Source organism: Acinetobacter sp. BZX-2 (assembly GCF_055179795.1).
The window spans coordinates 298,422-320,060 of sequence record NZ_CM143686.1 but is presented as its reverse complement, the minus strand read 5'-3'; the positions used below and the strand labels follow the sequence as shown (position 1 = coordinate 320,060).

The 21,639-nt window shown below is 38.5% G+C and carries 20 protein-coding genes and 1 riboswitch; of the genes, 13 read left to right on the top strand and 7 right to left on the bottom strand.

The window, feature by feature from the left end; genetic code table 11:
* Nucleotides 1-27: 27 nt before the first annotated feature.
* The gene (locus ACY45D_RS01455) at nt 28-978 is read right to left on the bottom strand and encodes a homoserine kinase (RefSeq protein ID WP_463108144.1); all 951 of its coding nucleotides are present in this window, start codon (nt 976-978) and stop codon (nt 28-30) included.
* 113 nt (nt 979-1,091) lie between these two features.
* Here ACY45D_RS01455 and hisF point away from each other — a divergent pair, with 113 nt between their 5' ends.
* Nucleotides 1,092-1,850 carry an imidazole glycerol phosphate synthase subunit HisF gene (gene hisF, locus ACY45D_RS01450; RefSeq protein WP_463108143.1) on the top strand — a complete coding sequence of 253 codons (759 nt, stop codon included), beginning with the start codon at nt 1,092-1,094 and terminating at the stop codon, nt 1,848-1,850.
* A 451-nt stretch (nt 1,851-2,301) separates the two neighbouring features.
* A complete protein-coding gene (locus ACY45D_RS01445; protein WP_463108142.1) occupies nt 2,302-2,661 on the top strand; it encodes a sel1 repeat family protein in 360 nt (119 codons plus the stop codon).
* 40 nt (nt 2,662-2,701) lie between these two features.
* Here the strand turns inward: ACY45D_RS01445 and ettA are convergent, their stop codons facing one another.
* From ettA to ACY45D_RS01430, 3 genes are all read right to left on the bottom strand, one after another.
* The gene (gene ettA, locus ACY45D_RS01440; protein ID WP_463108141.1) at nt 2,702-4,363 is read right to left on the bottom strand and encodes an energy-dependent translational throttle protein EttA; all 1,662 of its coding nucleotides are present in this window, start codon (nt 4,361-4,363) and stop codon (nt 2,702-2,704) included.
* 181 nt (nt 4,364-4,544) lie between these two features.
* Nucleotides 4,545-5,417, bottom strand: coding sequence for a hypothetical protein (locus ACY45D_RS01435; protein WP_463108140.1), 873 nt, complete (start codon nt 5,415-5,417; stop codon nt 4,545-4,547).
* A gap of 75 nt (nt 5,418-5,492) precedes the next feature.
* Nucleotides 5,493-7,037, bottom strand: a complete 1,545-nt coding sequence (locus ACY45D_RS01430) for an esterase-like activity of phytase family protein (protein WP_463108139.1) — start codon at nt 7,035-7,037, stop codon at nt 5,493-5,495.
* 246 nt (nt 7,038-7,283) lie between these two features.
* On the opposite strand from ACY45D_RS01430, the gene ACY45D_RS01425 reads away from it, so the two are divergent.
* The 5 genes from ACY45D_RS01425 (at nt 7,284) to ACY45D_RS01405 (ending at nt 11,125) form a co-directional block, all read left to right on the top strand.
* A complete protein-coding gene (locus tag ACY45D_RS01425) occupies nt 7,284-8,033 on the top strand; it encodes a hypothetical protein (RefSeq protein ID WP_463108138.1) in 750 nt (249 codons plus the stop codon).
* Between the two features lie 161 nt (nt 8,034-8,194).
* Nucleotides 8,195-9,472, top strand: coding sequence for an O-acetylhomoserine aminocarboxypropyltransferase/cysteine synthase family protein (locus ACY45D_RS01420; RefSeq protein WP_463108137.1), 1,278 nt, complete (start codon nt 8,195-8,197; stop codon nt 9,470-9,472).
* Between the two features lie 176 nt (nt 9,473-9,648).
* Nucleotides 9,649-10,350: an SMUG2 DNA glycosylase family protein gene (locus tag ACY45D_RS01415; RefSeq protein ID WP_463108136.1), complete on the top strand. Its 702-nt coding sequence runs from the start codon at nt 9,649-9,651 to the stop codon at nt 10,348-10,350.
* A complete protein-coding gene (locus tag ACY45D_RS01410; protein WP_463108135.1) occupies nt 10,347-10,910 on the top strand; it encodes a DUF488 domain-containing protein in 564 nt (187 codons plus the stop codon). The genes ACY45D_RS01415 and ACY45D_RS01410 overlap by 4 nt, the downstream gene beginning before the upstream one ends.
* A gap of 5 nt (nt 10,911-10,915) precedes the next feature.
* Nucleotides 10,916-11,125: a hypervirulence associated TUDOR domain-containing protein gene (locus ACY45D_RS01405; RefSeq protein ID WP_463108134.1), complete on the top strand. Its 210-nt coding sequence runs from the start codon at nt 10,916-10,918 to the stop codon at nt 11,123-11,125.
* Nucleotides 11,126-11,200: 75 nt separating this feature from the next.
* On the opposite strand, the gene phoU is transcribed toward ACY45D_RS01405, so the two are convergent.
* Nucleotides 11,201-11,923, bottom strand: coding sequence for a phosphate signaling complex protein PhoU (phoU, locus tag ACY45D_RS01400; protein WP_089605250.1), 723 nt, complete (start codon nt 11,921-11,923; stop codon nt 11,201-11,203).
* Nucleotides 11,924-12,366: 443 nt separating this feature from the next.
* On the opposite strand from phoU, the gene ACY45D_RS01395 reads away from it, so the two are divergent.
* The 6 genes from ACY45D_RS01395 (at nt 12,367) to gluQRS (ending at nt 18,952) form a co-directional block, all read left to right on the top strand.
* On the top strand, nt 12,367-13,443 hold the full coding sequence (locus tag ACY45D_RS01395) for a hypothetical protein (RefSeq protein WP_463108133.1): 1,077 nt from the start codon (nt 12,367-12,369) through the stop codon (nt 13,441-13,443).
* Between the two features lie 155 nt (nt 13,444-13,598).
* A riboswitch (TPP riboswitch) is annotated at nt 13,599-13,728 on the top strand.
* Between the two features lie 148 nt (nt 13,729-13,876).
* Nucleotides 13,877-15,772: a phosphomethylpyrimidine synthase ThiC gene (gene thiC / locus ACY45D_RS01390; RefSeq protein WP_463108132.1), complete on the top strand. Its 1,896-nt coding sequence runs from the start codon at nt 13,877-13,879 to the stop codon at nt 15,770-15,772.
* A gap of 76 nt (nt 15,773-15,848) precedes the next feature.
* On the top strand, nt 15,849-16,469 hold the full coding sequence (locus tag ACY45D_RS01385) for an NUDIX domain-containing protein (RefSeq protein ID WP_463108131.1): 621 nt from the start codon (nt 15,849-15,851) through the stop codon (nt 16,467-16,469).
* A gap of 9 nt (nt 16,470-16,478) precedes the next feature.
* Nucleotides 16,479-17,291, top strand: coding sequence for a 3',5'-cyclic-AMP phosphodiesterase (gene cpdA / locus ACY45D_RS01380; RefSeq protein ID WP_463108130.1), 813 nt, complete (start codon nt 16,479-16,481; stop codon nt 17,289-17,291).
* Nucleotides 17,292-17,504: 213 nt separating this feature from the next.
* Nucleotides 17,505-18,032, top strand: a complete 528-nt coding sequence (gene dksA, locus ACY45D_RS01375; RefSeq protein ID WP_463108129.1) for an RNA polymerase-binding protein DksA — start codon at nt 17,505-17,507, stop codon at nt 18,030-18,032.
* Nucleotides 18,032-18,952 (top strand): tRNA glutamyl-Q(34) synthetase GluQRS, encoded by a 921-nt coding sequence (gene gluQRS / locus ACY45D_RS01370; protein ID WP_463108128.1) that lies wholly within the window; start codon nt 18,032-18,034, stop codon nt 18,950-18,952. Before dksA ends, gluQRS begins: the two co-directional genes overlap by 1 nt.
* Before the next feature lie 106 nt (nt 18,953-19,058).
* On the opposite strand, the gene ftsW is transcribed toward gluQRS, so the two are convergent.
* Together ftsW and murD are read right to left on the bottom strand one after the other, a co-directional pair.
* On the bottom strand, nt 19,059-20,255 hold the full coding sequence (ftsW, locus tag ACY45D_RS01365; RefSeq protein ID WP_463108127.1) for a putative lipid II flippase FtsW: 1,197 nt from the start codon (nt 20,253-20,255) through the stop codon (nt 19,059-19,061).
* Nucleotides 20,256-20,276: 21 nt separating this feature from the next.
* The gene (murD, locus tag ACY45D_RS01360; RefSeq protein ID WP_463108126.1) at nt 20,277-21,623 is read right to left on the bottom strand and encodes a UDP-N-acetylmuramoyl-L-alanine--D-glutamate ligase; all 1,347 of its coding nucleotides are present in this window, start codon (nt 21,621-21,623) and stop codon (nt 20,277-20,279) included.
* Between the last annotated feature and the right edge of the window lie 16 nt (nt 21,624-21,639).

Below are 21,639 nucleotides of genomic sequence, written 5' to 3'. Positions count from 1 at the left end.
CATTTGAATAAAAGAAGTCATAAGCTATTAAGCCGTTACAAACTTTAATCTTTCTACCAGCATATTACGCATTTCTAAAGGATTTTTCTGCAAAATATCATCCCCTGTACGTCCTTCTGCTTGATTCATTTGTGCCACTTGCAAACGCATCATCCAAAAACGCCCTGCTGCCATCGCCAAATATAACTCTAAACAAGACTTTTCATCTTGAGTTAAAGGACGAACAGATGAATATGCATTTAAAAAAGCCATTGCTTTGGCTTCATCCAAAGTGACTTCAGGATATTCGGTGCAGAAATCATTTAAAGTAATCGCAATATCAAAGAGTAATTCATCTCGATTCATTTCATAAAAATCAAGAATACCTTTGAGTGTATTGCCTTCAAATAGAGTATTGTCACGAAATAAGTCCGAATGAATAAAACCTTTGGGACGATTTGGATACATGGCTGTTAAAGCTTCATACAAACCCAAAAGATTATTCAGCAATGCGGTATCTGCAACATTTAAAGTCGGTTTAATCTGCTTTGCGACATTGTACCAATAGGCATGATCACGTGCTGTTTTGCGTTGTAAGGGAAAATCTTGTAAAGCTACATGCATTTGAGCCTGAGCAATTGCGATTTGTTCAACTTGCTCCAGTGTTGAAGGCATTGGATGCTGCCCTAACATACGTGGTGCAATTTGTGCAGGTTTATCTTTCAACGTATGAATAGATTGACCACTATGCTTTAACGGTACTGGAACAGCTAAACCTTGTTGTCCTAAATATTCTAAAACTGGAATCAATTCCGCTGCTGCTTGCGTGTCCATATTTTCAAACAATGTTAAAACAAACTGTGACCCATCTGCACAGACAATAAAATAATTGGTATTTTGAATACCGCCTTGAATTGGATTCAGCTCAATAACCTCTAATCCATACGGTGCTGCAAAGGCTTGAACTTCCTTTAAACTCAAAGTGGTATAAACCGACATATAAAACCTGCGAAAAAACTTACATAAGTTTGATAGAATACCCTCTCTGACTCGCGAGGTGTAGCACCAACATCGCTCAGTTTCATAATCGGCTGTTATTTTTGGAAAAAATTATGCTTGCTAAACGTATTATTCCTTGCCTAGATGTAGATAATGGGCGTGTAGTCAAAGGTGTTCAATTCCTTGATATTCGTGATGCAGGCGACCCCGTAGAAGTTGCACGTCGTTATAATGAACAAGGTGCTGATGAAATTACTTTTTTAGACATCACGGCAACCTCAGGTGAGCGAGATACAACCTATCGCACTGTAGAACGCATGGCTGAAAGTGTATTCGTTCCTTTGACTGTCGGTGGTGGGGTTCGTAAAGTTGAAGATATTCGCCTGCTGTTAAATGCAGGTGCAGATAAAGTCAGCATTAACTCTGCGGCAGTGTTTAATCCTGAATTTGTACAAGAGGCTTCACAACGCTTTGGCGCACAATGTATCGTGGTTGCGATTGATGCGAAAAAAACAGCAGATAACAAGTGGGAAATTTTTACCCACGGTGGTCGTAAACCAACAGGGATCGATGCGATTGATTGGGCTGTCAAAATGGCAGACTTCGGTGCAGGTGAACTGTTGATTACATCAATGGATGCTGATGGTACCAAAGCAGGCTATGACATCGAATTAATGCGCCAAATCAATGATCGTGTCACCATTCCAACGATCGCTTCTGGTGGTGTGGGTAATTTACAACATTTAGCCGATGGCATTTTAAAAGGTGGTGCAGATGCTGTACTTGCAGCTTCTATTTTCCACTTTGGGCAATATACCATTCCAGAAGCTAAACAATATTTAGCAGACCAAGGCATTGAAATGCGTCTTTGATTGGCAAATACATACTGATTGATTCAAAGAGTGTTTAAATAACACTCTTTTTTATTGAACTGAAATATATAGGTTATTGCAGTTTTCAACAGTTGATCAATACGCCTAGCAAATTTTGCTGTGAATACATTCTCCTATTCAAATCGTTAAAACAACTTTGCAGCTATGTTGAATATTTCTTAAAATAAAATGTCAATTTAATGAAAATGTTTCACCTTTTAATTTCTTAAAATTACAAAATTATTATTTTTATGCAAATAAATTATCACTAAATTTATAATGAATGATAAATATCACACTTTAAGCAGACTATTTTTATCAATATCAGAATCAGAGTATTTCTTATTCTATTTATTTATTTTAATCTTAGAAATGAAAGCTTTATTGCAAATAGAGTGAGTAGAGGAAAATGAATTTAATAAAAATAATTCGGATGATATGGAAATCAATAATGCCTTTACAACATTATGTGAATAATCATGCCTTTATAGTTTCAGAAGCTCAAAATACCTATCATCGAGCAACAGCTTATGAGCATCTAGCAGCCAATCAAAGATACCGTGTTGATGTTGAAAATGCTTTTAATCATCAACTGCATCATTACCAACGGAATGCAATTTGGCTACTTTTACATGCAGCATTGAAAGGTTATAGCCGAGCGCAGTATAAATTGGGAATGCTGTATTTACATGGGCAGTTAGGCTTAGACAGCAACACCTTAAAAGCGCAAAAATGGCTAGTTTTAGCAGCAAACCAAGGACATGTTGAGGCTCAAAACCAACTCAATGCTTTACCATTATTTAGACAATAAAAAACCAGCTCGAAAGCTGGTTTTTGCTTTAAATCAGCGATTAACCGCCAATTTTTTTGTATTTAGTACGTTTTTGTACAGCATCATCACCTAAACGTGACTGGCGATATGCTTCGTATTCAGCATAGTTACCTTCGTAGAATTCAGGTTGTTCATTTTCAAATGACAAGATGTGTGTTGCAATACGGTCAAGGAACCAACGGTCATGCGATACCACCATTACCGTACCTGGGAATACAAGAATTGCATCCTCAAGCGCACGTAATGTTTCAATATCCAAGTCGTTCGATGGCTCATCGAGTAAGATGACATTTGCACCCATTTGCAGGATTTTCGCAAGTTGTAAACGGTTACGCTCACCACCTGACAACTCACCTACACGTTTTTGCTGATCTTGGCCTTTAAAGTTAAAACGACCAATATAAGCACGTGATGCGATTTCGTATTCACCAATTCTTAAGATATCTAAACCGCCAGAAACTTCTTCCCAAACCGTTTTGTTATTATCCAAAGTATCACGGATCTGTCCGACATAAGCCACTTTAACTGACTCACCTAGAGTCACAGTACCCGTGTCTGGTTGCTGTTCACCGGTCATCATACGGAATAACGTGGTTTTACCTGCACCGTTAGGACCCACAATACCGACAATCGCTGTAGGTGGAACAGTAAAGGTCAAATCTTTATACAGTAAACGACCATCAAATGATTTGCTGATGCCTTCAATTTCTACAACCTTATTACCTAGGCGTGGACCAGGTGGAATATAGATTTCAGAAGTTTCGTTACGCTGTTGGAACTCACGTGAGTTAAGTTCTTCAAAACGCTCCATACGCGCTTTGTTTTTCTTTTGTTGACCTTTGGCATTTGAACGAACCCATTCAAGTTCTTTTTTCAATGCTTTAGCAAAAGATTCTTCTTGTTTCTGTTCCTGCTCTAAACGTGCATTCTTTTGTTCTAACCAAGAAGAATAGTTACCTTGATACGGAATACCCATACCACGGTCAAGCTCAAGAATCCATTCAGCAACGTTATCTAAGAAATAACGGTCATGCGTAATCGCAACAATTGTGCCCGCAAAGTCTTTCAAGAAACGTTCTAACCAAGATACAGATTCTGCATCCAAATGGTTCGTCGGTTCGTCTAGAAGTAACATGTCTGGTTTAGACAACAATAAACGGCACAATGCAACACGACGACGTTCACCGCCTGAAAGCAAGCTTACATCTGCATCCCACGCTGGAAGGTTCAATGCAGCAGCAGCTTGATCCATTTGATTACTTAAATTGTGTGCATCCCAAGAATGGATAATCGCTTCAAGTTTTTCTTGCTCTTTCGCAAGCGCGTCAAAGTCTGCATCTTCAGCAGCATATTCAGCAAAAACCTCATCCAAACGTGCCAATGCATCCAATGGTTCACGTAAACCATCTTCAACGTTACCACGAACGTCTTTATTTGGGTCTAATGGTGGTTCTTGCTCTAGATAACCGATTTTAATACCCGGTTGCGCACGAGCTTCACCTGAGAAATCTTTATCTACGCCAGCCATAATACGAAGCAAGGTAGACTTACCTGCACCGTTTAAACCAAGCACACCAATTTTTGCACCTGGAAAGAATGATAAAGAGATGTCTTTTAGGATTTCGCGCTTAGGCGGAACCATTTTCGACACACGGTTCATCGTGTAAATATATTGGGCCACGTAGGACTCCTCTATAATGAGTAGAAATTCGCAAAACGCGAACAAATAAATGGCAATAATTATACGCTGAATTTATCTATTTTTGTTTAGATTCGCCCAATTTGATCAAGATATTTTCAAAAGATCTCTTGACTATTTTCCAAGCATAACAAACTCAATCATTTGCCTATCTCAAAGTCCATTAAGAACAAAAATTTGGTTGATACTGATAAACAAATTGTGTCTTGGTTTGTGTTGAGCTTGGTGCGTTGTAATTCGACAATGATTTCAAAGCTGAAAAGCTAATCGCAGCACGTTGCACAACTTTATTTGTATAGTTCGCATTTGGATCTTGGTATTTAAATGACACTTCAACCACAGCAGGTTTGAGGCCTGTGTATGGTGCTTGGGTGTACCATAAACTCATCTCCATTTCTGCATCAAATTCGCCCAAATCTATAGTGACACCACTATAATTTCGCTCATAAATGGTTAAATTACCGACTTTATATAAAGCCTGATTGTCACTGATTGCAAAGCTTTCTTTAAACTTTGGAAAATGTGTATGAATATCTAAAAAATCATTCAAAGTCCGCGTGTTGGGAACAGTGGTCGATTTACTTGCTCCCACTAAAAAGCCTTGTGTTGCGGTTTGAGTAATATCATCTTCAAGTTTGGTTTTTGCACCAGACGTTGGACTACTTAAATCCGAAAAATCAGCCAGATAATGATCATAACTTCTAAATTTAAGCGTCACTTCAGATGCGCCATTTTCAATACGTTCTCTAAAACTATAGCCAATAGTATTGAGTAAACAGCTACTTGGAGAATCATAAAAACGAATTTGACGTTGCTTATCTAATGTTAAATTTCCCGTAACGCTACGACCTGTTTGTTGAGCGATAATATTTTTAGCTTGTTGTATATACGTATTAACATTTGCAGATTCATTGGAATAGCTAAACTGATCAGCTTGTAATAGCAACTTATATTCACGTGACGTCACTTGTGGTGCAGCCCAAGTATTTGAAATCACAAAACCACTGCACAATACGAGAAGAAATCTTTTATTCATTTTCAATCCTGCTTTTCTTTTTAAATTTGAAAATTGTTATAAAAAAGCCACCGTTTTTGGTGGCTAATGATGAACTTATTGTGCTTTTAAATTTAATTTATCAACAATGTACAACGTATTTATGTCGATACGAGTTCGGGCAGCATCCAAGTATTTGGGTTCCATCCCTTTGCTGTTAAACCACAGCCCCATATCATCATCATTTAAAATACCTAAAGTTGTATGATTAATCAGCCACAAACCTTCCATTTTGTCATGTGGGTATTTCACAGCTTTCCCCATATCCAAAACCAAGGTCTTCGGTGCAGGTACAATATTTAAGGCTTTTAGCGCGTCCCAACCTTGCTCAAGTTGATATTCTTCTAGGGTCTTTCCTGCAATAGTTAGTCCTAATTTTTCATCTTGTTTAAGATTATTTTGATCTTGAATGCTTTCTAGATTTGTCGCTTTACTGAGGTCGATACGATAGACATTTTTCATAACATTCGCTGAATCTTTATAAAATAGACCATCACGTTCTAAAACTAAAAATTGCGTATCACTTAAAGCCACTATCGCAGAGTTTGAATTCTCTTTTATTTCTTGTTGATACAGATATTGGGCAACTTTTCCTGTTTCCAAATTGATGGTCACAATACGGGTCAGTGTTGATTTATTAACATTTTTATTGGGTAAACTCAAAGTAGATTGCATGATACCCACCAAGGTTTTTTGGTCTGGTGTAATGCTTAAACCTTCCATACCACGGTTTGCACGGCGATAACTGAATTCAGTTGGTAATGTCCAATTGTTACGTTTGTCTGCCTTAAATGGGTTAATACGACCGATTTCCTTACCATTGGCATCGTAGTGCACCATGTGTGGGCCATATTCATCACTCACCCAAAAAGTCCCATCTTTTAAGGCTGCAAGACCTTCACTGTCCAATCCATAATCGTCTAATTTGATTGGATTATTAACCGCATCGAAAGGCTTAGTTGAATCAACTGTAATTACTTTACCATTCACATCATAAGGCGTTTCCCCCGTACCGCCTAAAGCAGAAGTATTGGGCAATCCACTGATCTCTTTACCATTACGATCTTTTAAAGAAATGGTTTTAACCAGTTTCACAGTGCCATTGTCTTGAACTTCAAATAAACCAATTTTAGGTACATAGTCAGCAATCGCAAAAATCTTACCTGCCCCATGCACACCATCATTAAAATCAGCATTCGGCCCACGATCTGTTAAGGCATAAAATTGCTTTTTATTGCTTGGATGTGCTGCAACATCTGAACCAAAACCACCCTGACGGATATCAAAAGCAGTGTCAATAGTTGTCCCATTGGCATTATTTCTCCCCAATACTGTGAATGGAAGTTCCACACCTTGTGTGAAAAGATTCGTTTTACAACTGTCTTCTGTTTTGGTTATTTCATTGGCTTCGAGTTTAGCATTCTCATTCTTATCTAAACCACTTTGAATACGTGTACCGCCCATTGAACATGCGTCATTGCCAAATTCTAAAGTGAGGGTTTCGCTCAAGTTTTTTGGGGAAGATTGAGTGTCATCATCATCTGAACATGCAGTTAGACTCATCAATCCACATAAAGCCAGCGTTAAAGTCGTTTTTTTCATTATTGCAATTTTCATCGTCATTTTTGTTTGTTGTATAGTTTATTGAGTTGCTTATGTTAATCAGGACAAATGACATCATAATGACAGGATTTAAAATGGCGATATAACCGCTCATTTGAAGAAAATGTTTTGAAATAGCTTAAATTTCCAATATGTAACATTGTTACATTTAGTCAATATATATGGCTTGGTGAATTAGAAAAACTTAAGTATTCTTGCTGATAAAGTTAAAAAAAAACCATTCTAATGAAAATTAAATTATTACTCATTTTAACCTGCTCTATACTGATTGTATTGGTTGCCTATGTTTTGTACGCATTCAAAAACTCACCTCAAAATTCTTTAGAAAATCCAAATAATAATATTACAAATCAAAAGAATGATGAAAAAAAGTCTCCTAATAATGTGGGGAAAATAAAAGAAATTAAACTCGATAAGTTTTCGCCAAATCCAAATTGGAAAGACAAGACCTTCATCTTTAATGGAAAAGAATTACATTATAAATTCGGTGAAGGTAATCCTGAGGAAACAGCACTCAAGTCCGAGGATTATTTAGCTAAAGGTGAAAATGATGGTATTCCTTATGTAACCCCAGAAACAGAAAAAAATCTTTACGATTTCTTAACCGACCCAGACCTGCCTACAGTTCTAGATAAGTGTGAAAACTATAATAGACAGCATATGCTCAAATTAAATCCACAGTTTTCAGTTGATCAAATACCAATCCTATTAAGGCCAAGTGATTTTGATATTGAAAATATTATGACAATAAACCCAAATACTGGTCGCAAAGAAATTAATGAAGACATTGCAAATCGCATGAATGAATTTCTAAACATTCTATCCAATCCAATCGCTGGTTCTGAGTTTGGCGATAAATGTGCAGGTACCGCATACCAATCAAGCATTGAACGAATAAAAATAAATTTTTCTAAATTTTCAGAATCATACATCAATGGAGGTGAAGGAGTAAAAGGAAAAGATTGGCCAAAATAATTTAATTTTTATAAAAATACATAAATACATAGATGTTAAAAACCCACTTCACCAATCATCAGCTTTATCATTTTTTATGATTTTAAAATACAAAAACTCATGTTTACTTCATATATTTATTTGATACACTCATTTGAAATTTAACAAAAAAGCTGAAAAAGATGACTTATAAAGATGAAACCCTTGCGATTCATGCAGGTTATACACCCGAAGCAACCACTAAAGCTGTTGCCGTACCCATCTATCAAACCACTTCTTATGCATTTGATAATACGCAACATGGCGCAGACCTGTTTGACTTAAAAGTACAAGGTAATATTTATACTCGCATCATGAACCCAACAACTGCGGTGCTTGAACAACGCTTAGCCGCACTTGAAGGGGGTATTGGTGCATTAGCCTTGGCTTCGGGTATGTCTGCAATCACCTATTCCATTCAGACCATTGCAGAAGCTGGAGATAATATTGCCTCTGTTTCAACCTTATATGGCGGAACATACAACTTATTTGCCCATACCTTACCGAAACAAGGTATTGAAGTTCGTTTCTTTGACTATCAAAACCCTGAAGCTTTACATGGTTTAATTGATGAAAAAACCAAATTGGTTTTTGTAGAATCAATTGGTAATCCATTGGGTAATATCATTGATTTAGAGGCCATTGCCAAAATTGCACATGAATATGGCATCCCTGTAATTGTCGATAATACTGTTGCAACCCCTGCACTACTCAAACCTTTTGAACATGGTGCAGATATTGTGGTGCATTCATTGACCAAATATATTGGTGGTCATGGGAATTCTATCGGTGGAGCAATTGTCGATAGCGGTAAATTCCCTTGGGGTAAATACCCTGAGCGTTTTAAAGTCTTAAATACACCTGACCCAAGCTATCATGGTGTGAACTATGTTGAAGCTTTAGGTGAAGCGGCTTATATCGCACGTGCACGTGTCGTTCCACTGCGTAATACTGGTGCAGCAATCAGTCCACTGAGTGTGTTTTTAATTTTACAAGGATTAGAAACGTTGAATTTACGTATGGAGCGCCATACTGAAAATGCCCAAAAAGTCGCTGAATATTTACAGCAACATCCAAAAGTAAAATGGGTCAATTACGCAGGTTTAACCGATCATCCGCAACATGCTTTGGCACAAAAATATGTGAAAGGAAAACCTTCAGCAATTTTGTCTTTTGGTGTGCAAGATGGACTTGAAGGTGGAACTCGCTTTATTGATGCTTTGCAGCTATTCACGCGTTTGGTCAATATTGGCGATGCGAAAAGCTTAGCTTGTCATCCTGCGACAACTACACATCGTCAGTTGAATGAAGATGAATTAAAGTCAGCAGGTGTCAGTATTGACATGGTTCGCCTATCTGTAGGTATTGAACATATTGATGATTTAATTACAGATTTAGCACAGGCTTTGGCCCAGGTGTAGTGGTTGTTTGAAGTTATAGCCCCCTCGTTCTGAAATAAAGTGACACGTATCTAGACCCATGCCTGATGAATTTCATTGGGTCTTCAAATAAAGCTCTACTAGACTAGCAGGATGGGTGTGTTAGTCTAGATCCATACAAAATATGATACTTCCATATATCAAAAAATGGAGTGCTGATGTCCAAAACTTTTGCAGAGCATATCAAAGCATTTAACCAACAGTTACATTATGTGGGAAAACTGCCAAAAGATTTTCAGGTGATGAATCCCTTTATGGATAACCCTGAAACCATACAAGTCATGCAAGCGTTTTATGATAAATATTATAATGATTCAAATGAGCGAAAATTTATTATCGGTATTAATCCTAGTCGTCATGGTGCAGGCGTAACAGGCATTCCATTTACAGACACCAAACGCTTGGAAGCTGTTTGTGGGATCAAAATGCAATCGGCACATACTCACGAAATTTCTTCTGTATTTATGTACGATGTGATTGCTGCTTATGGTGGTGCAAAAGATTTTTACAAACAATTTTATATCAATTCACCCTTTCCATTGGCGCTTGTACGCGAAACAAGTCGTGGGCAATTATTAAATGCCAACTATTATGATGACGATACTTTGTTTCAAGATGTCAAAGGCTTTATGATTGAATCCTTGCGAAAACAGATCAGCTTTGGATTAAACACCTCAGAGGTATTTATACTGGGGAAAAAGAATGCAACATTTATCAATCAACTGAATCATGATGCAAAATTATTTGATAAGTTAACTGTGCTTGAGCACCCACGCTACATCCAGCAATACAAATCCAAACAAAAACAGCAATATATTGATAAATATAAGTTGCTATTAGGTGATGGGATGAGGAAATGACACCACGTATCATTTATACCATAGGCCATTCTACCCATAGTCTGGAAGATTTTTTGCAGATGCTGCAATCTTTTCAAATAAAATTACTTGCCGACATCCGCAGCTTACCAGGCTCACGAAAATATCTGCAATTTAACCAAGACAATCTTGAAACTACTTTGCCTGAACATGGCATCACGTACATTTATTTGAAAGATTTAGGTGGAAGACGGCGGATGAAAAAAGATTCAAAGAATACCCGTTGGCACAATCATTCTTTTCGTGGCTATGCCGATTATATGGAAAGCGAAGCTTTTGAAAAAGCCATTGAACAGTTAGAGGAAATAGCAACCCAACAAATAACTGCCATCATGTGTGCTGAAGCCGTATGGTGGCGTTGTCATCGCTCTATGTTATCCGATGCTTTAAAAGTCAGAGGTTGGACAGTGCGACATATCATGAAAGTCGGCAAAGCTGATGAACATAGATATACCGCACCTGCGGTCGTTGTTGATGGAAATCTATCGTATGCTAATACCAGTACTGATACAGACCAAACAGAAAACAAAACGGAAATGTGATCATCATGGAAACACAATTTAAAATCGGTGATAAGGTGAGTTGGAATTCTGAGGCGGGGCGAGTTTCAGGTACGATTATACGAATCCACACGAAGGATTTTGACTACAAAGGTTATACACATCACGCCACAGAAAAAGAGCCACAATATGAAATCAAAAGTGATAAATCTGATCATATTGCAGCACATAAAGGTACTGCCTTGACCAAGCTTTGAGAAAATCACAGTAAAAACTCAAAAAAAAGACCTGATAAATTCAGGTCTTTTACGATTCGAATGGTTGATTTTAAATTATTTACTCTGAACTTTTTGTTCAATTTCTTCCACACTGGTATGACGTACATCAAAACCTTTCGCAATATAAATCACTTGCTCAGAAATATTACGTGCATGATCACCAATACGTTCCAATGAACGGAGTACCCACATCACATTGATAACACGGCTAATATGACGTGGATCTTCAATCATATAAGTCATTAAAGTACGTGTTGCTGACTGATACTCACGGTCAATGTCCGCATCTGCCAATAAGACTTTTAAAGCTTGATCAGCATCAACACGTGCAAATGCATCTAAAGCATCATGAATCATCACACGAACTTGGTTGCCAATATGGCGAGTTTCCATATAACCACGTGGGGACTCACCCTCTTCACACAAGGTTTGTGCAATTCGTGCAATTTTTGCCGCTTCATCACCAATACGTTCTAAATCAGTATTGGCTTTGCTCATTGCAATCACCATACGTAAATCAATTGCAGCGGGATGGCGTCGGGCAAGAATTAATGTCAATGCTTCATCAATCTCACGTTCATAACGGTTAACCGTATTGTCCTGAAATTGAACATCGATTGCTAAATTGGCATTGGTGTCTAATAACGCATGAACGGCATTTGCAACTTGCTGTTCGACCAGACCACCCATGGTCATAAATTTGGTATTTACATCCTGCAAATCTTCATTAAATTGAGAAGAAATATGATGCGTCAACACTGGATTACTTGGGCTCAAAGTCTGATACTCCACATACAGCAAAAAGCTTTTTTAGATTTAATATTAAACCATACTAATTATGAATCTTTTATGACAACTATTTCTCTTTCAGACGAAGCTCAAAGCATTCCTCAAGAAATTTATATGCCTAAAAACATCTAAACAAATAAACCGCCAGAATCACAACCATCGATAAATACGAATCCATTGATTTGTTAATTTTTTTAACTGTCTTTGGGCTTGGGCAAAAGCCCTAAAACATCTATTTAAACATAGTCCAATTTTGACCGACGCAGTAAATTTATCACTAATTCATTCAAAATCACCTTCACAAAGCCATAATCCGACTAAAGTATTAACGTTTTATGATCACAAAACTACAAAACATAGCATTTGTTTATATGAGATTAAGCGACAATAACCAAGTACTGAATTAGGTAAATTTTTTTAATGATCGTCTAATGAAATTGTCTTACAAACTTTCTCATCTTATTCTTTGTTGCACCCTGATTGCGCTTAGTAGTTTACTCACCGCTTGTGAAAAACCTGCGGCGGATATCGTGCATGCAGCAAAAGAACCTCAACAAAGCGAACACTCCGTTCCCGATCTCGGTCAAATTTGCCAAAATTTAAAAAAAGAAATGACTGCTATGGATGCGCAAAGAACAACTTTAGCAATCGAGCAAGTCAATCAAGATATTCGTTTGTGCTTACCTTTACTGAAACCTGCTGAACAAAAAGAATTGATGCAACTGTCAAAACAAATGTATCAACAATTCTTACAGTTGGATCGAAGCTCAGAACAGCAACATGCTTTTCAAGCCTATGCTTTAGATCAATCTGCTTATCCTACAATTCAACAAAGCCATTTTGAACAATTGAATATTCGTGACCAATATCTGCTACGTCATAAAGGTCAGGCTTATATCGAATTGATTGATCAAGGGGACAATCAAGTCACTTATCGGAGAAATCCGCAATATTTAGCCAAAGTTTTTGCACCATATTTAGATCAGCCTGAGCAAAAATTTATAGAAAACCTTGCTCAACAAAATGCTCAACCTCTTTTTAAAAATCAGAAACTCAACCTCGATGCTGAAGAAATTGCCAAAAGAGCAATTTTTTGGCAGGAATATGCGCGAAACTATCCTGAAAGCCCTTATATTGGTGATGCCCATTTTCTTGAAAATGCCTATACAAGTTTATTGTTTTTAGGACCTGAACATTCACCTATTTCTTTAAACTTTGAAAGTGCCAATGAAGTGGATAGCGCGAATTGGATGGTCATTGAGCGTTTAGCTGACTCTAATGATGGTGAATTATCCTCAAAAGCTCAAAAATTTAAACAATTTATCAATATGTCGATGGAACAACGCAGGCAAAAAATTCAACTCAGCGTTAAAGAGCAAACCAAACTGGAAAATAATCCACAATTACTCGCCCTTTCTCAACTGAATCAGTTTTTAAATTTAAAACCGATTGATTTTAAAAACCCTAAAAGAGATTGTTTTAGCGATGCAATATGTAGCGCTATATGATGATTTTCAACTTATTTCCTTTTCTTTATTCAACTTTCTTAACAATAAAAACGTCCAAATGATTTAAGCGAATGTTGTGATTGATCCATTTTAATACTGCGATAAATTATACAAATTGCAAATCTAATTCAGGGTGAATATGTTAATATTTACCGCATAGCTTGACGGAGCGCGAGTAATTCCTCGCTGAGATTGAGTCAGTTCTTCAATTGAATGAACTTAAACCCAAGTACCGTTGAACCTGATCAGGTTAAGACCTGCGTAGGAATCAAGCCATCTAAAAACTCTTAGCTTTTTATTGATCTATTTTTGTAGAAATACACCTGTATTATTCGCCATTGAATGGTTCATACAGAATTTAAAAAATAGACTCAATCTGCCACCGTTTTTGGTCGTGCTTGATTCGTTGATATCATTCATAAGGATCATTGCAATGAACCCATTAACGAATCTCTCTTCAAATGAATTATCTGCTCAACATGAGCAAGATGCCAAAGATCTCACTCGAATTTTACCTGCATCTCAAAAAGTTTATATCCAAGGTTCACGTCCTGACATTCAAGTGCCTATGCGTGAAATTGCATTGACAGACACGCCGACAGGTCTAGGTGGTGAGCAAAATCCAGCGGTAATGGTCTATGACACTTCAGGTGTTTATACCGACCCTCAAGTTGAAATTGACTTGAATAAAGGCTTACCCAATGTCCGTGAAACATGGATTGCCGAACGTCAGGATACTGAACGTTTAGAAACATTGAGTTCAACTTTCGGTCAAGAGCGCCTAAAAGATATCCGTACCGCAGACATCCGTTTTGCGCATATTCAAAAACCACGTCGTGCCAAACAGGGGCAGAACGTGACGCAGATGCATTATGCCAAACAAGGCATTATCACACCTGAAATGGAATATATTGCGATTCGTGAAAATCAGCGTCAGCGTGAAGGTGTAGACATGCGTCAGCATGCAGGTCAAAACTTTGGTGCTCGCAATCTCATGGAAATCACACCTGAATTTGTGCGAAAAGAAGTTGCTGAAGGTCGTGCGATTATTCCTGCCAATATTAACCACCCTGAAATTGAACCGATGATTATCGGACGTAATTTCTTGGTGAAAATTAATGCCAATATCGGCAACTCAGCACTCGGCTCTTCAATTGATGAAGAAGTTGCCAAAATGACATGGGCAACACGTTGGGGTGCAGACACCATCATGGACTTATCGACAGGTAAAAATATCCATGAAACCCGTGAATGGATTATTCGTAACTCCCCTGTCCCAATTGGTACAGTTCCAATTTACCAAGCTTTAGAAAAAGTAGATGGTGTAGCTGAAGACCTCACTTGGGAAATTTTCAAAGACACACTCATTGAGCAAGCTGAGCAAGGTGTCGATTACTTTACCATCCATGCAGGTGTGCTTTTAAGATACGTTCCAATGACTGCCGACCGTCTGACGGGTATCGTCTCTCGTGGTGGTTCAATCATGGCGCAATGGTGTTTGGCTCACCATGAAGAAAACTTCTTATATACCCATTTCGATGAAATCTGCGAAATTATGAAGGCTTATGATGTGTCATTCAGTCTAGGAGATGGCTTACGTCCGGGCTGTATTCAAGATGCCAATGATGAAGCTCAATTTTCAGAATTACGTACCTTGGGTGAATTAACCCACCGTGCTTGGAAGCATGATGTGCAAGTCATGATCGAAGGGCCAGGACATGTACCGATGCATATGATCAAAGAAAATATGGATCTGCAACTTGAAGTTTGCCAAGAAGCACCATTTTATACATTGGGTCCTTTAACCACAGATATTGCACCGGGTTATGACCACATTACTTCTGCGATTGGTGCTGCGATGATTGGTTGGTATGGTACCGCCATGTTATGTTATGTCACGCCAAAAGAGCATTTAGGACTACCGAATAAGAAAGATGTGAAAGATGGCATCATCACTTATAAAATTGCAGCGCATGCAGCCGATTTAGCCAAAGGTCATCCGGGTGCTCAAGTCCGTGATAATGCATTATCTAAAGCACGTTTTGAATTCCGTTGGGAAGATCAATTTAATCTCAGCTTAGATCCTGATACTTCTCGTTCGATGCATGATGAAACCATGCCTAAAGAGGCACACAAGTCTGCGCACTTCTGTTCGATGTGTGGTCCAAAATTCTGTTCGATGAAAATTACGCAGAATGTCAGAGATTATGCTCAAAACCAAAAAGATCTAGGAAGTACAGCAGAAAATGAATCTGTGATTGAAAATGGTATGAAAACCATGAAATCCGTTTATCAGGAACACGGACAAAAGTTGTACCACAAAGTGTAAAGATGAAAAAATATATTTGTCTTTAATCATTTCTCAGTTAGGATGAAATGAACACGTTTTATCCTAACTCTAATTCATGAATATCACTCAGCAAGCAACCTACTCTGATAAAGATGTGGAAATTCAATCGCGTGAATCTGCCTATCAAGGATTTGTTCAGATTGAAAAAATTAGCTTGCGACATCGTTTGTTTAATCAATCTGAGTATACGACTGTTATCCAACGTGAGCTTATTCGACGTAAAGAAGCCGCTGGTGTACTTATTTACAATGATCAGCAACGTAAATTTGCTTTGATTGAACAATTCCGAGTAGGTGCAATCGATGACCAAGTGTCCCCGTGGCAACTTGAAATTATTGCTGGCGTTCTCGATGGAGATGAATCTCCAGAAAGCTGTATTCGAAGAGAAAGTATCGAGGAGTCGGGTTGCGAATTAAATCAGATTGAACTGCTATTCAGTTTCTACCCTTCTGCAGGCGCATGTGATGAAATCTTTCATCTCTATGTTGCTCAAGCAGAACTACCTTCTGAAGGCGGAGTCTTCGGCATGCCTGATGAAGGCGAAAATATAAAACTACATATTATTCAATACGCAGATCTAAATCTTTTATTCCAAAGTAATCGTTTATGTAATGCGCCAATCATTATGGCTTTACAATGGCTACAACAACATGTAAACCAATTAGAAAATGTCTAGGGGAAAGGCATGCAATCAGAGCAATCATCGAATCCAATAAATAAAGATATCGTCTTCATCCAGATCACAGATACTCATCTGATGGACCATCCAGACGCAGAATTCGTTGGTATTAATCCTGAAGAAAACTTTCATGCCATTATGGATGATATTCAGCAACGTTATCCAAATATGGATCTTATTTTACATACAGGTGATCTTGCACAAGCTGCTTTTCCTGCGACATATCATCGCTATTTAGCGTATATGCAAAAGTTTGCGGTCGATTTTTATCATATCCCAGGTAATCACGACAATTTGGAGATCTTCCCTTTCCATACTCCAGAGCCTCATCCTACTGTTATCGAATTAGGTCAATGGCGAATCGTTCTCTTAAATAGTGTAATCGCTGGGCAAACGGATGGGTGGATTGAAGCTGAGCAACTACAACATTTAAAGCACATTTTAGAACAACAACAAGACAAGCATGTCATCATCGCTTGTCATCACCATCCATTCGATATGCAGTCTGCTTGGTTAGATCAACATAAATTAAAAAATGCTGATGCATTTAAAACAATATTAGCACCGTTTAAAAATATCAAAATGGTGCTCCATGGTCATGTGCATCAAGAATCTCTAAATGAATGGAATGGAATCCAATTTATTTCAACACCAGCCACTTGCGTGCAATTTAAGCCACTCAGTCAAGATTTTGCTTTTGATGAAATTGCGCCTGGTTACCGTTGCTTACATTTAAAAAACAATGGCGAATTTGAAACCATCGTTCATCGGCTAGATCACTTCAAAGTCACGATAAATGAAGAAATTTCGGGTTATTAGCTTTTCATTTTTGCTTTTTTCCATTAAGTTATTCGACCTATAGAGATATGCTGAAAGTCGAACTAAGGGTGAGATGACTTTCATCTTTGTAAAAAAATCTATATGATGACGCCCCCAATGGATTCATTCTATTGGTAGTGATAAAAATACTTGCATATCACCATATTTTTTACGTATAGAACAGTACGTATATGATGATGAGGAATGCCCTTTATGGCGAATGACAACCAAAATCAAATCTTGGATGAACAAACTGCGGCTACAGATGACAAGTCTGTAAAGCGTGTGCGTAAAACCAAGCCAAAGACGAATGACAACGGTACTACAGCAAGTCTATTTGGTATCGAGCCTTATCAGCCGAAGAAAAACGAAGAATACATGTCTGAGGGGCAGCTCGAACATTTCCGCAAAATTTTGCTCGCGTGGAAAGCAGAGTTAATGTCTGAAGTAGATCGCACCTTGAACACCATGCAAGATGAATCTTCTTCTTTACCCGATGTAAATGACCGTGCAACGCAAGAAGAAGAATTTGCGATTGAATTACGTACTCGTGACCGTGAACGTAAACTCATTCGCAAAATCGAACAGTCGATTGAAGCGATTAAAAACGATGACTATGGTTTCTGTGAAACGTGTGGTATCGAAATCGGTTTACGTCGTTTAGAAGCACGTCCAACAGCGACTTTATGTATTGACTGTAAAACACTTGCAGAAATCAAAGAGAAGCAGAATAACGGTTAATGACGTTACTGAATAATCCTCCTCTCCCCCTTTCTTTCAACAAGGAGGGGGATAGAATGGTTTATACGGGCAGGTTTGCACCCTCACCCACAGGCCCACTACACTTTGGGTCACTGATCACCGCAGTTGCCAGTTATTGCGATGCCAAAGCCAACCAAGGCACATGGATCGTCCGCATAGAAGATACCGATATTCCACGTATCTACCCTGATAGTGAACAACACATTTTAAAATGCTTAGATGCCTTTGAATTTGAATCTGATGTTGAAATTATTTATCAAAGAAACCGCTTAAACCTTTACGATGCAGCTATAGAACAACTCAAACAAAAACAATTGGTTTATGCATGTGAATGTACGCGTAAAATGCTTGGCTCAAATCATATCTATCTCGGAACTTGTCGGGAAAAGCATTTAGATTTTGCAAATCAAGCCATTCGAGTCAAAGTTTCAGATCAAAATATTTGTTTTCAAGACCGCCTACAAGCCCAACATTGTTCCAATCTAATCACTGATTTGGGCGATTTCGTACTTAAACGACGTGATGGGATTATCAACTACCAACTTGCGGTTGTGGTTGATGATTATTTACAAGGCATCACTCATGTCGTACGTGGCGCAGATCTGTTAGATAACACAGAACGTCAAATATGGTTAGGACAGCTTTTAGGCTACCCACAACTTAAATATATGCACCTTCCACTCGCCATGAATGCTCAAGGGCAGAAACTCTCTAAGCAAAATCTTGCACATGCACTTGATATTCAAAATGCACCTGAATTGCTTTCACAAGCGATTTCAGCACTTGGTCAACCGTCTGTCGATATTGACCAACCGCATAAAATGCTCGCTCAAGCTGTAGCACAATGGGACATTCAATTGATTCCTAAAGGGACTCAAGTTCAAGGGATCTTCAAATAACCATTTAAATAGGTTTTTGAATAAATTTGAATAAACATGCAATAAAAAAGGTATTACACCAAGCGATGTAACACCTTCTTCACATTTAGAACTAAACCAATGCAGCTTAGAAGCTTGATTCTTCTCGCGCAGGATTGGCTTCTTTTGTCGATGCATCAATTTTTAAAATCAGGCTAATCATCACAGCACACATGATCAGCGAAGACCCACCATAACTAATGAAAGGCAAAGTCAAACCTTTAGTTGGCAACATTCCCATATTCATTCCAGCATTCACCAGAATTTGTAATAAGAAAATAATGCTGATGCCATAAGCCAAATAGCCTGCTCTTAAATATTGATGAGTGAGCGCACGTTGACCAATACGAATACAGCAAATCACCATTGCAAAAGATAAAGCTAAAACAGTCGCAATACCGAAGAAACCGAACTCTTCACCTAAAATTGCCAGCATAAAATCCGTATGTGCTTCAGGTAAATAAGACATCTTTTGGATACTATGTCCTAAGCCCACACCAAACCACTCACCACGACCGAAAGCCATTAATGCATTGGATAATTGATACCCTGAACCCAGCGGATCTGCCCACGGGTTTGAGAACGACATCAAACGTTCATAACGATATGGCTCGAAAACAATCAGGAAAATAAACGCTGAAAGAATCGCACCAAAAGCAATACCAAATTGAATCAGTGGTGCACCTGCTAAGAAGAATACGCCAAGCATAGAAACGGCTATCACCACTGTTGCCCCCAAGTCGGGTTCAGCGATAATTAAACCCACCGTAAGTAACATCACAATGGCTAGACGCAATAACCCTTTATAGTTACTGCGTACTTCTTGTGCTCTTCGTACAACATAGTCTGCGGTAAAGATGGTCATCATGACCTTTGCCACCTCTGTGGCTTGCAAGGTAAATCCACCTACACGAATCCAACGTGTTGAACCATTGACTTCTGTCCCGACCACCAAAACGGCGAGTAACAAAATAATGGTAATTAACCACAGCGGAAAAGTATTGTTAAACCAAATATTTAACGAAATACGATAGGTGACCAAAGCGGCAACCAATGCCACGACAATCGAAATTGCATGTCGAATCACATAGTGAAATTCATTTTCATGCATACGCTCTGCATAAGGCATCGAAGCCGAAGCAACCATGACTGTACCTATGCATAACAATGAAATGACGCAAAATATCAGTACATTACGAGGTGTAATCTCTGCTGGAAACTTAGGCACCCAGCGTTCATACACCTGATTAATTTTACTTATAGTCGTCTGAGCTAACCCAGCCATACTGTTATCCTTATGATTCTTTTAGTTCAAAGCATTTACATATTCAACAAAGCGCTGTCCGCGCTCTGGATAGCCTGTAAACATATCAAAACTTGCACATGCTGGAGATAATAACACCACATCATGCGCATGCGTATGTTGCTGAGACAAAGCTACAGCTTCTTGCAAAGATTCAGCATGCAACAGTGTTGTTGTACCTGCAATTGCTTTTTCGATAATTGGACGATCTTCACCAATCAAGACAGCAACTTTGGCATATTTTTGTAGTGAATCCCGTAAAGCCGTAAAATCTTGCCCTTTGCCCTGACCACCGAGAATAATCGCGACTTTGCCACCTTGTGCTTCAATCGCAACACCTAAGCCATCAAGCGCTGCCAATGTTGCGCCAATGTTGGTTCCTTTAGAATCGTTATAATAACGAACATTGTTGACTTCTTTGACAAATTCACAACGATGCTCTAAACCTTTAAAGGTTTTTAAAGTTTCTAACATTGTGTCTCTTGGTAAACCAATCGCTTCACCCAAAGCTAAACAAGCCAAGGCATTGGCAACATTATGCGTCCCTTGAATATACATCTCTGAACTTTTCAACAAACGCTCACGACCACGTGCTAACCAAATCGTACCATTGTCTTCTCTGAGAATACCGTATTGATTTAAATCTGGCGCATTTAAGCCAAAGCTTTGCATTGGTGTTACATCTGGAACCAGTGGACGTGTCAGTGAATCATCACGGTTATACACCACCTTTTTTACGCCTTGGAAAATACGATGTTTTGCTGCGTGATAGCCCGCCATATCACCATGACGATCTAAATGATCTTCACTCATGTTCAGTACAACAGCAACTTCCGCCGCCAAATTAGACGTCGTTTCAAGCTGAAAACTCGATAACTCCAATATATAAACATCTGGATCATCATGGGTTAAATCCAATGCAGGACGCCCTAGATTGCCACCTACGGCCACTTTTACCCCTGCATCCTGTGCCATTAAACCAATCAATGTAGTTACTGTGCTTTTGGCATTTGAACCTGTAATTGCAACAATCGGTTTGTCTGTTGCACGGCGTAAAATCTGAATTTCACTGACAACTGGAATACCTTTTGCAATCGCTGCTTGAATTTCAGGAAGTTTCAAATCAAGCCCTGGGCTAATAATAATTTCTTCAGCTTGTAACAATAAGTCTTGATCAAGCATGCCAAAGCTGGTTTGCACAGCAGCAGGAATTTTATCATGTCCTGGTGGGACTTCACGTGAATCTGTGACTGCAACTCGGTAGCCTTGTTCATGTAAGAAATTAACCGCTGAAACACCAGAAATACCTAGCCCAGCAACGACTTTTAAGCCACCACGTTGAATTAACATTATTGTCCCACTCAGA

Coding starts and splice junctions, on each gene's coding strand:
- ACY45D_RS01455 (WP_463108144.1), bottom strand. CDS start 978: ATGTCGGTTTATACCACTTTGAGTTTAAAGGAAGTTCAAGCCTTTGCA.
- hisF (WP_463108143.1), top strand. CDS start 1,092: ATGCTTGCTAAACGTATTATTCCTTGCCTAGATGTAGATAATGGGCGT.
- ACY45D_RS01445 (WP_463108142.1), top strand. CDS start 2,302: ATGCCTTTACAACATTATGTGAATAATCATGCCTTTATAGTTTCAGAA.
- ACY45D_RS01435 (WP_463108140.1), bottom strand. CDS start 5,417: ATGAATAAAAGATTTCTTCTCGTATTGTGCAGTGGTTTTGTGATTTCA.
- ACY45D_RS01430 (WP_463108139.1), bottom strand. CDS start 7,037: ATGAAAAAAACGACTTTAACGCTGGCTTTATGTGGATTGATGAGTCTA.
- ACY45D_RS01425 (WP_463108138.1), top strand. CDS start 7,284: ATGAAAATTAAATTATTACTCATTTTAACCTGCTCTATACTGATTGTA.
- ACY45D_RS01420 (WP_463108137.1), top strand. CDS start 8,195: ATGACTTATAAAGATGAAACCCTTGCGATTCATGCAGGTTATACACCC.
- ACY45D_RS01415 (WP_463108136.1), top strand. CDS start 9,649: ATGTCCAAAACTTTTGCAGAGCATATCAAAGCATTTAACCAACAGTTA.
- ACY45D_RS01410 (WP_463108135.1), top strand. CDS start 10,347: ATGACACCACGTATCATTTATACCATAGGCCATTCTACCCATAGTCTG.
- ACY45D_RS01405 (WP_463108134.1), top strand. CDS start 10,916: ATGGAAACACAATTTAAAATCGGTGATAAGGTGAGTTGGAATTCTGAG.
- ACY45D_RS01395 (WP_463108133.1), top strand. CDS start 12,367: ATGAAATTGTCTTACAAACTTTCTCATCTTATTCTTTGTTGCACCCTG.
- thiC (WP_463108132.1), top strand. CDS start 13,877: ATGAACCCATTAACGAATCTCTCTTCAAATGAATTATCTGCTCAACAT.
- ACY45D_RS01385 (WP_463108131.1), top strand. CDS start 15,849: ATGAATATCACTCAGCAAGCAACCTACTCTGATAAAGATGTGGAAATT.
- cpdA (WP_463108130.1), top strand. CDS start 16,479: ATGCAATCAGAGCAATCATCGAATCCAATAAATAAAGATATCGTCTTC.
- dksA (WP_463108129.1), top strand. CDS start 17,505: ATGGCGAATGACAACCAAAATCAAATCTTGGATGAACAAACTGCGGCT.
- gluQRS (WP_463108128.1), top strand. CDS start 18,032: ATGACGTTACTGAATAATCCTCCTCTCCCCCTTTCTTTCAACAAGGAG.
- ftsW (WP_463108127.1), bottom strand. CDS start 20,255: ATGGCTGGGTTAGCTCAGACGACTATAAGTAAAATTAATCAGGTGTAT.
- murD (WP_463108126.1), bottom strand. CDS start 21,623: ATGTTAATTCAACGTGGTGGCTTAAAAGTCGTTGCTGGGCTAGGTATT.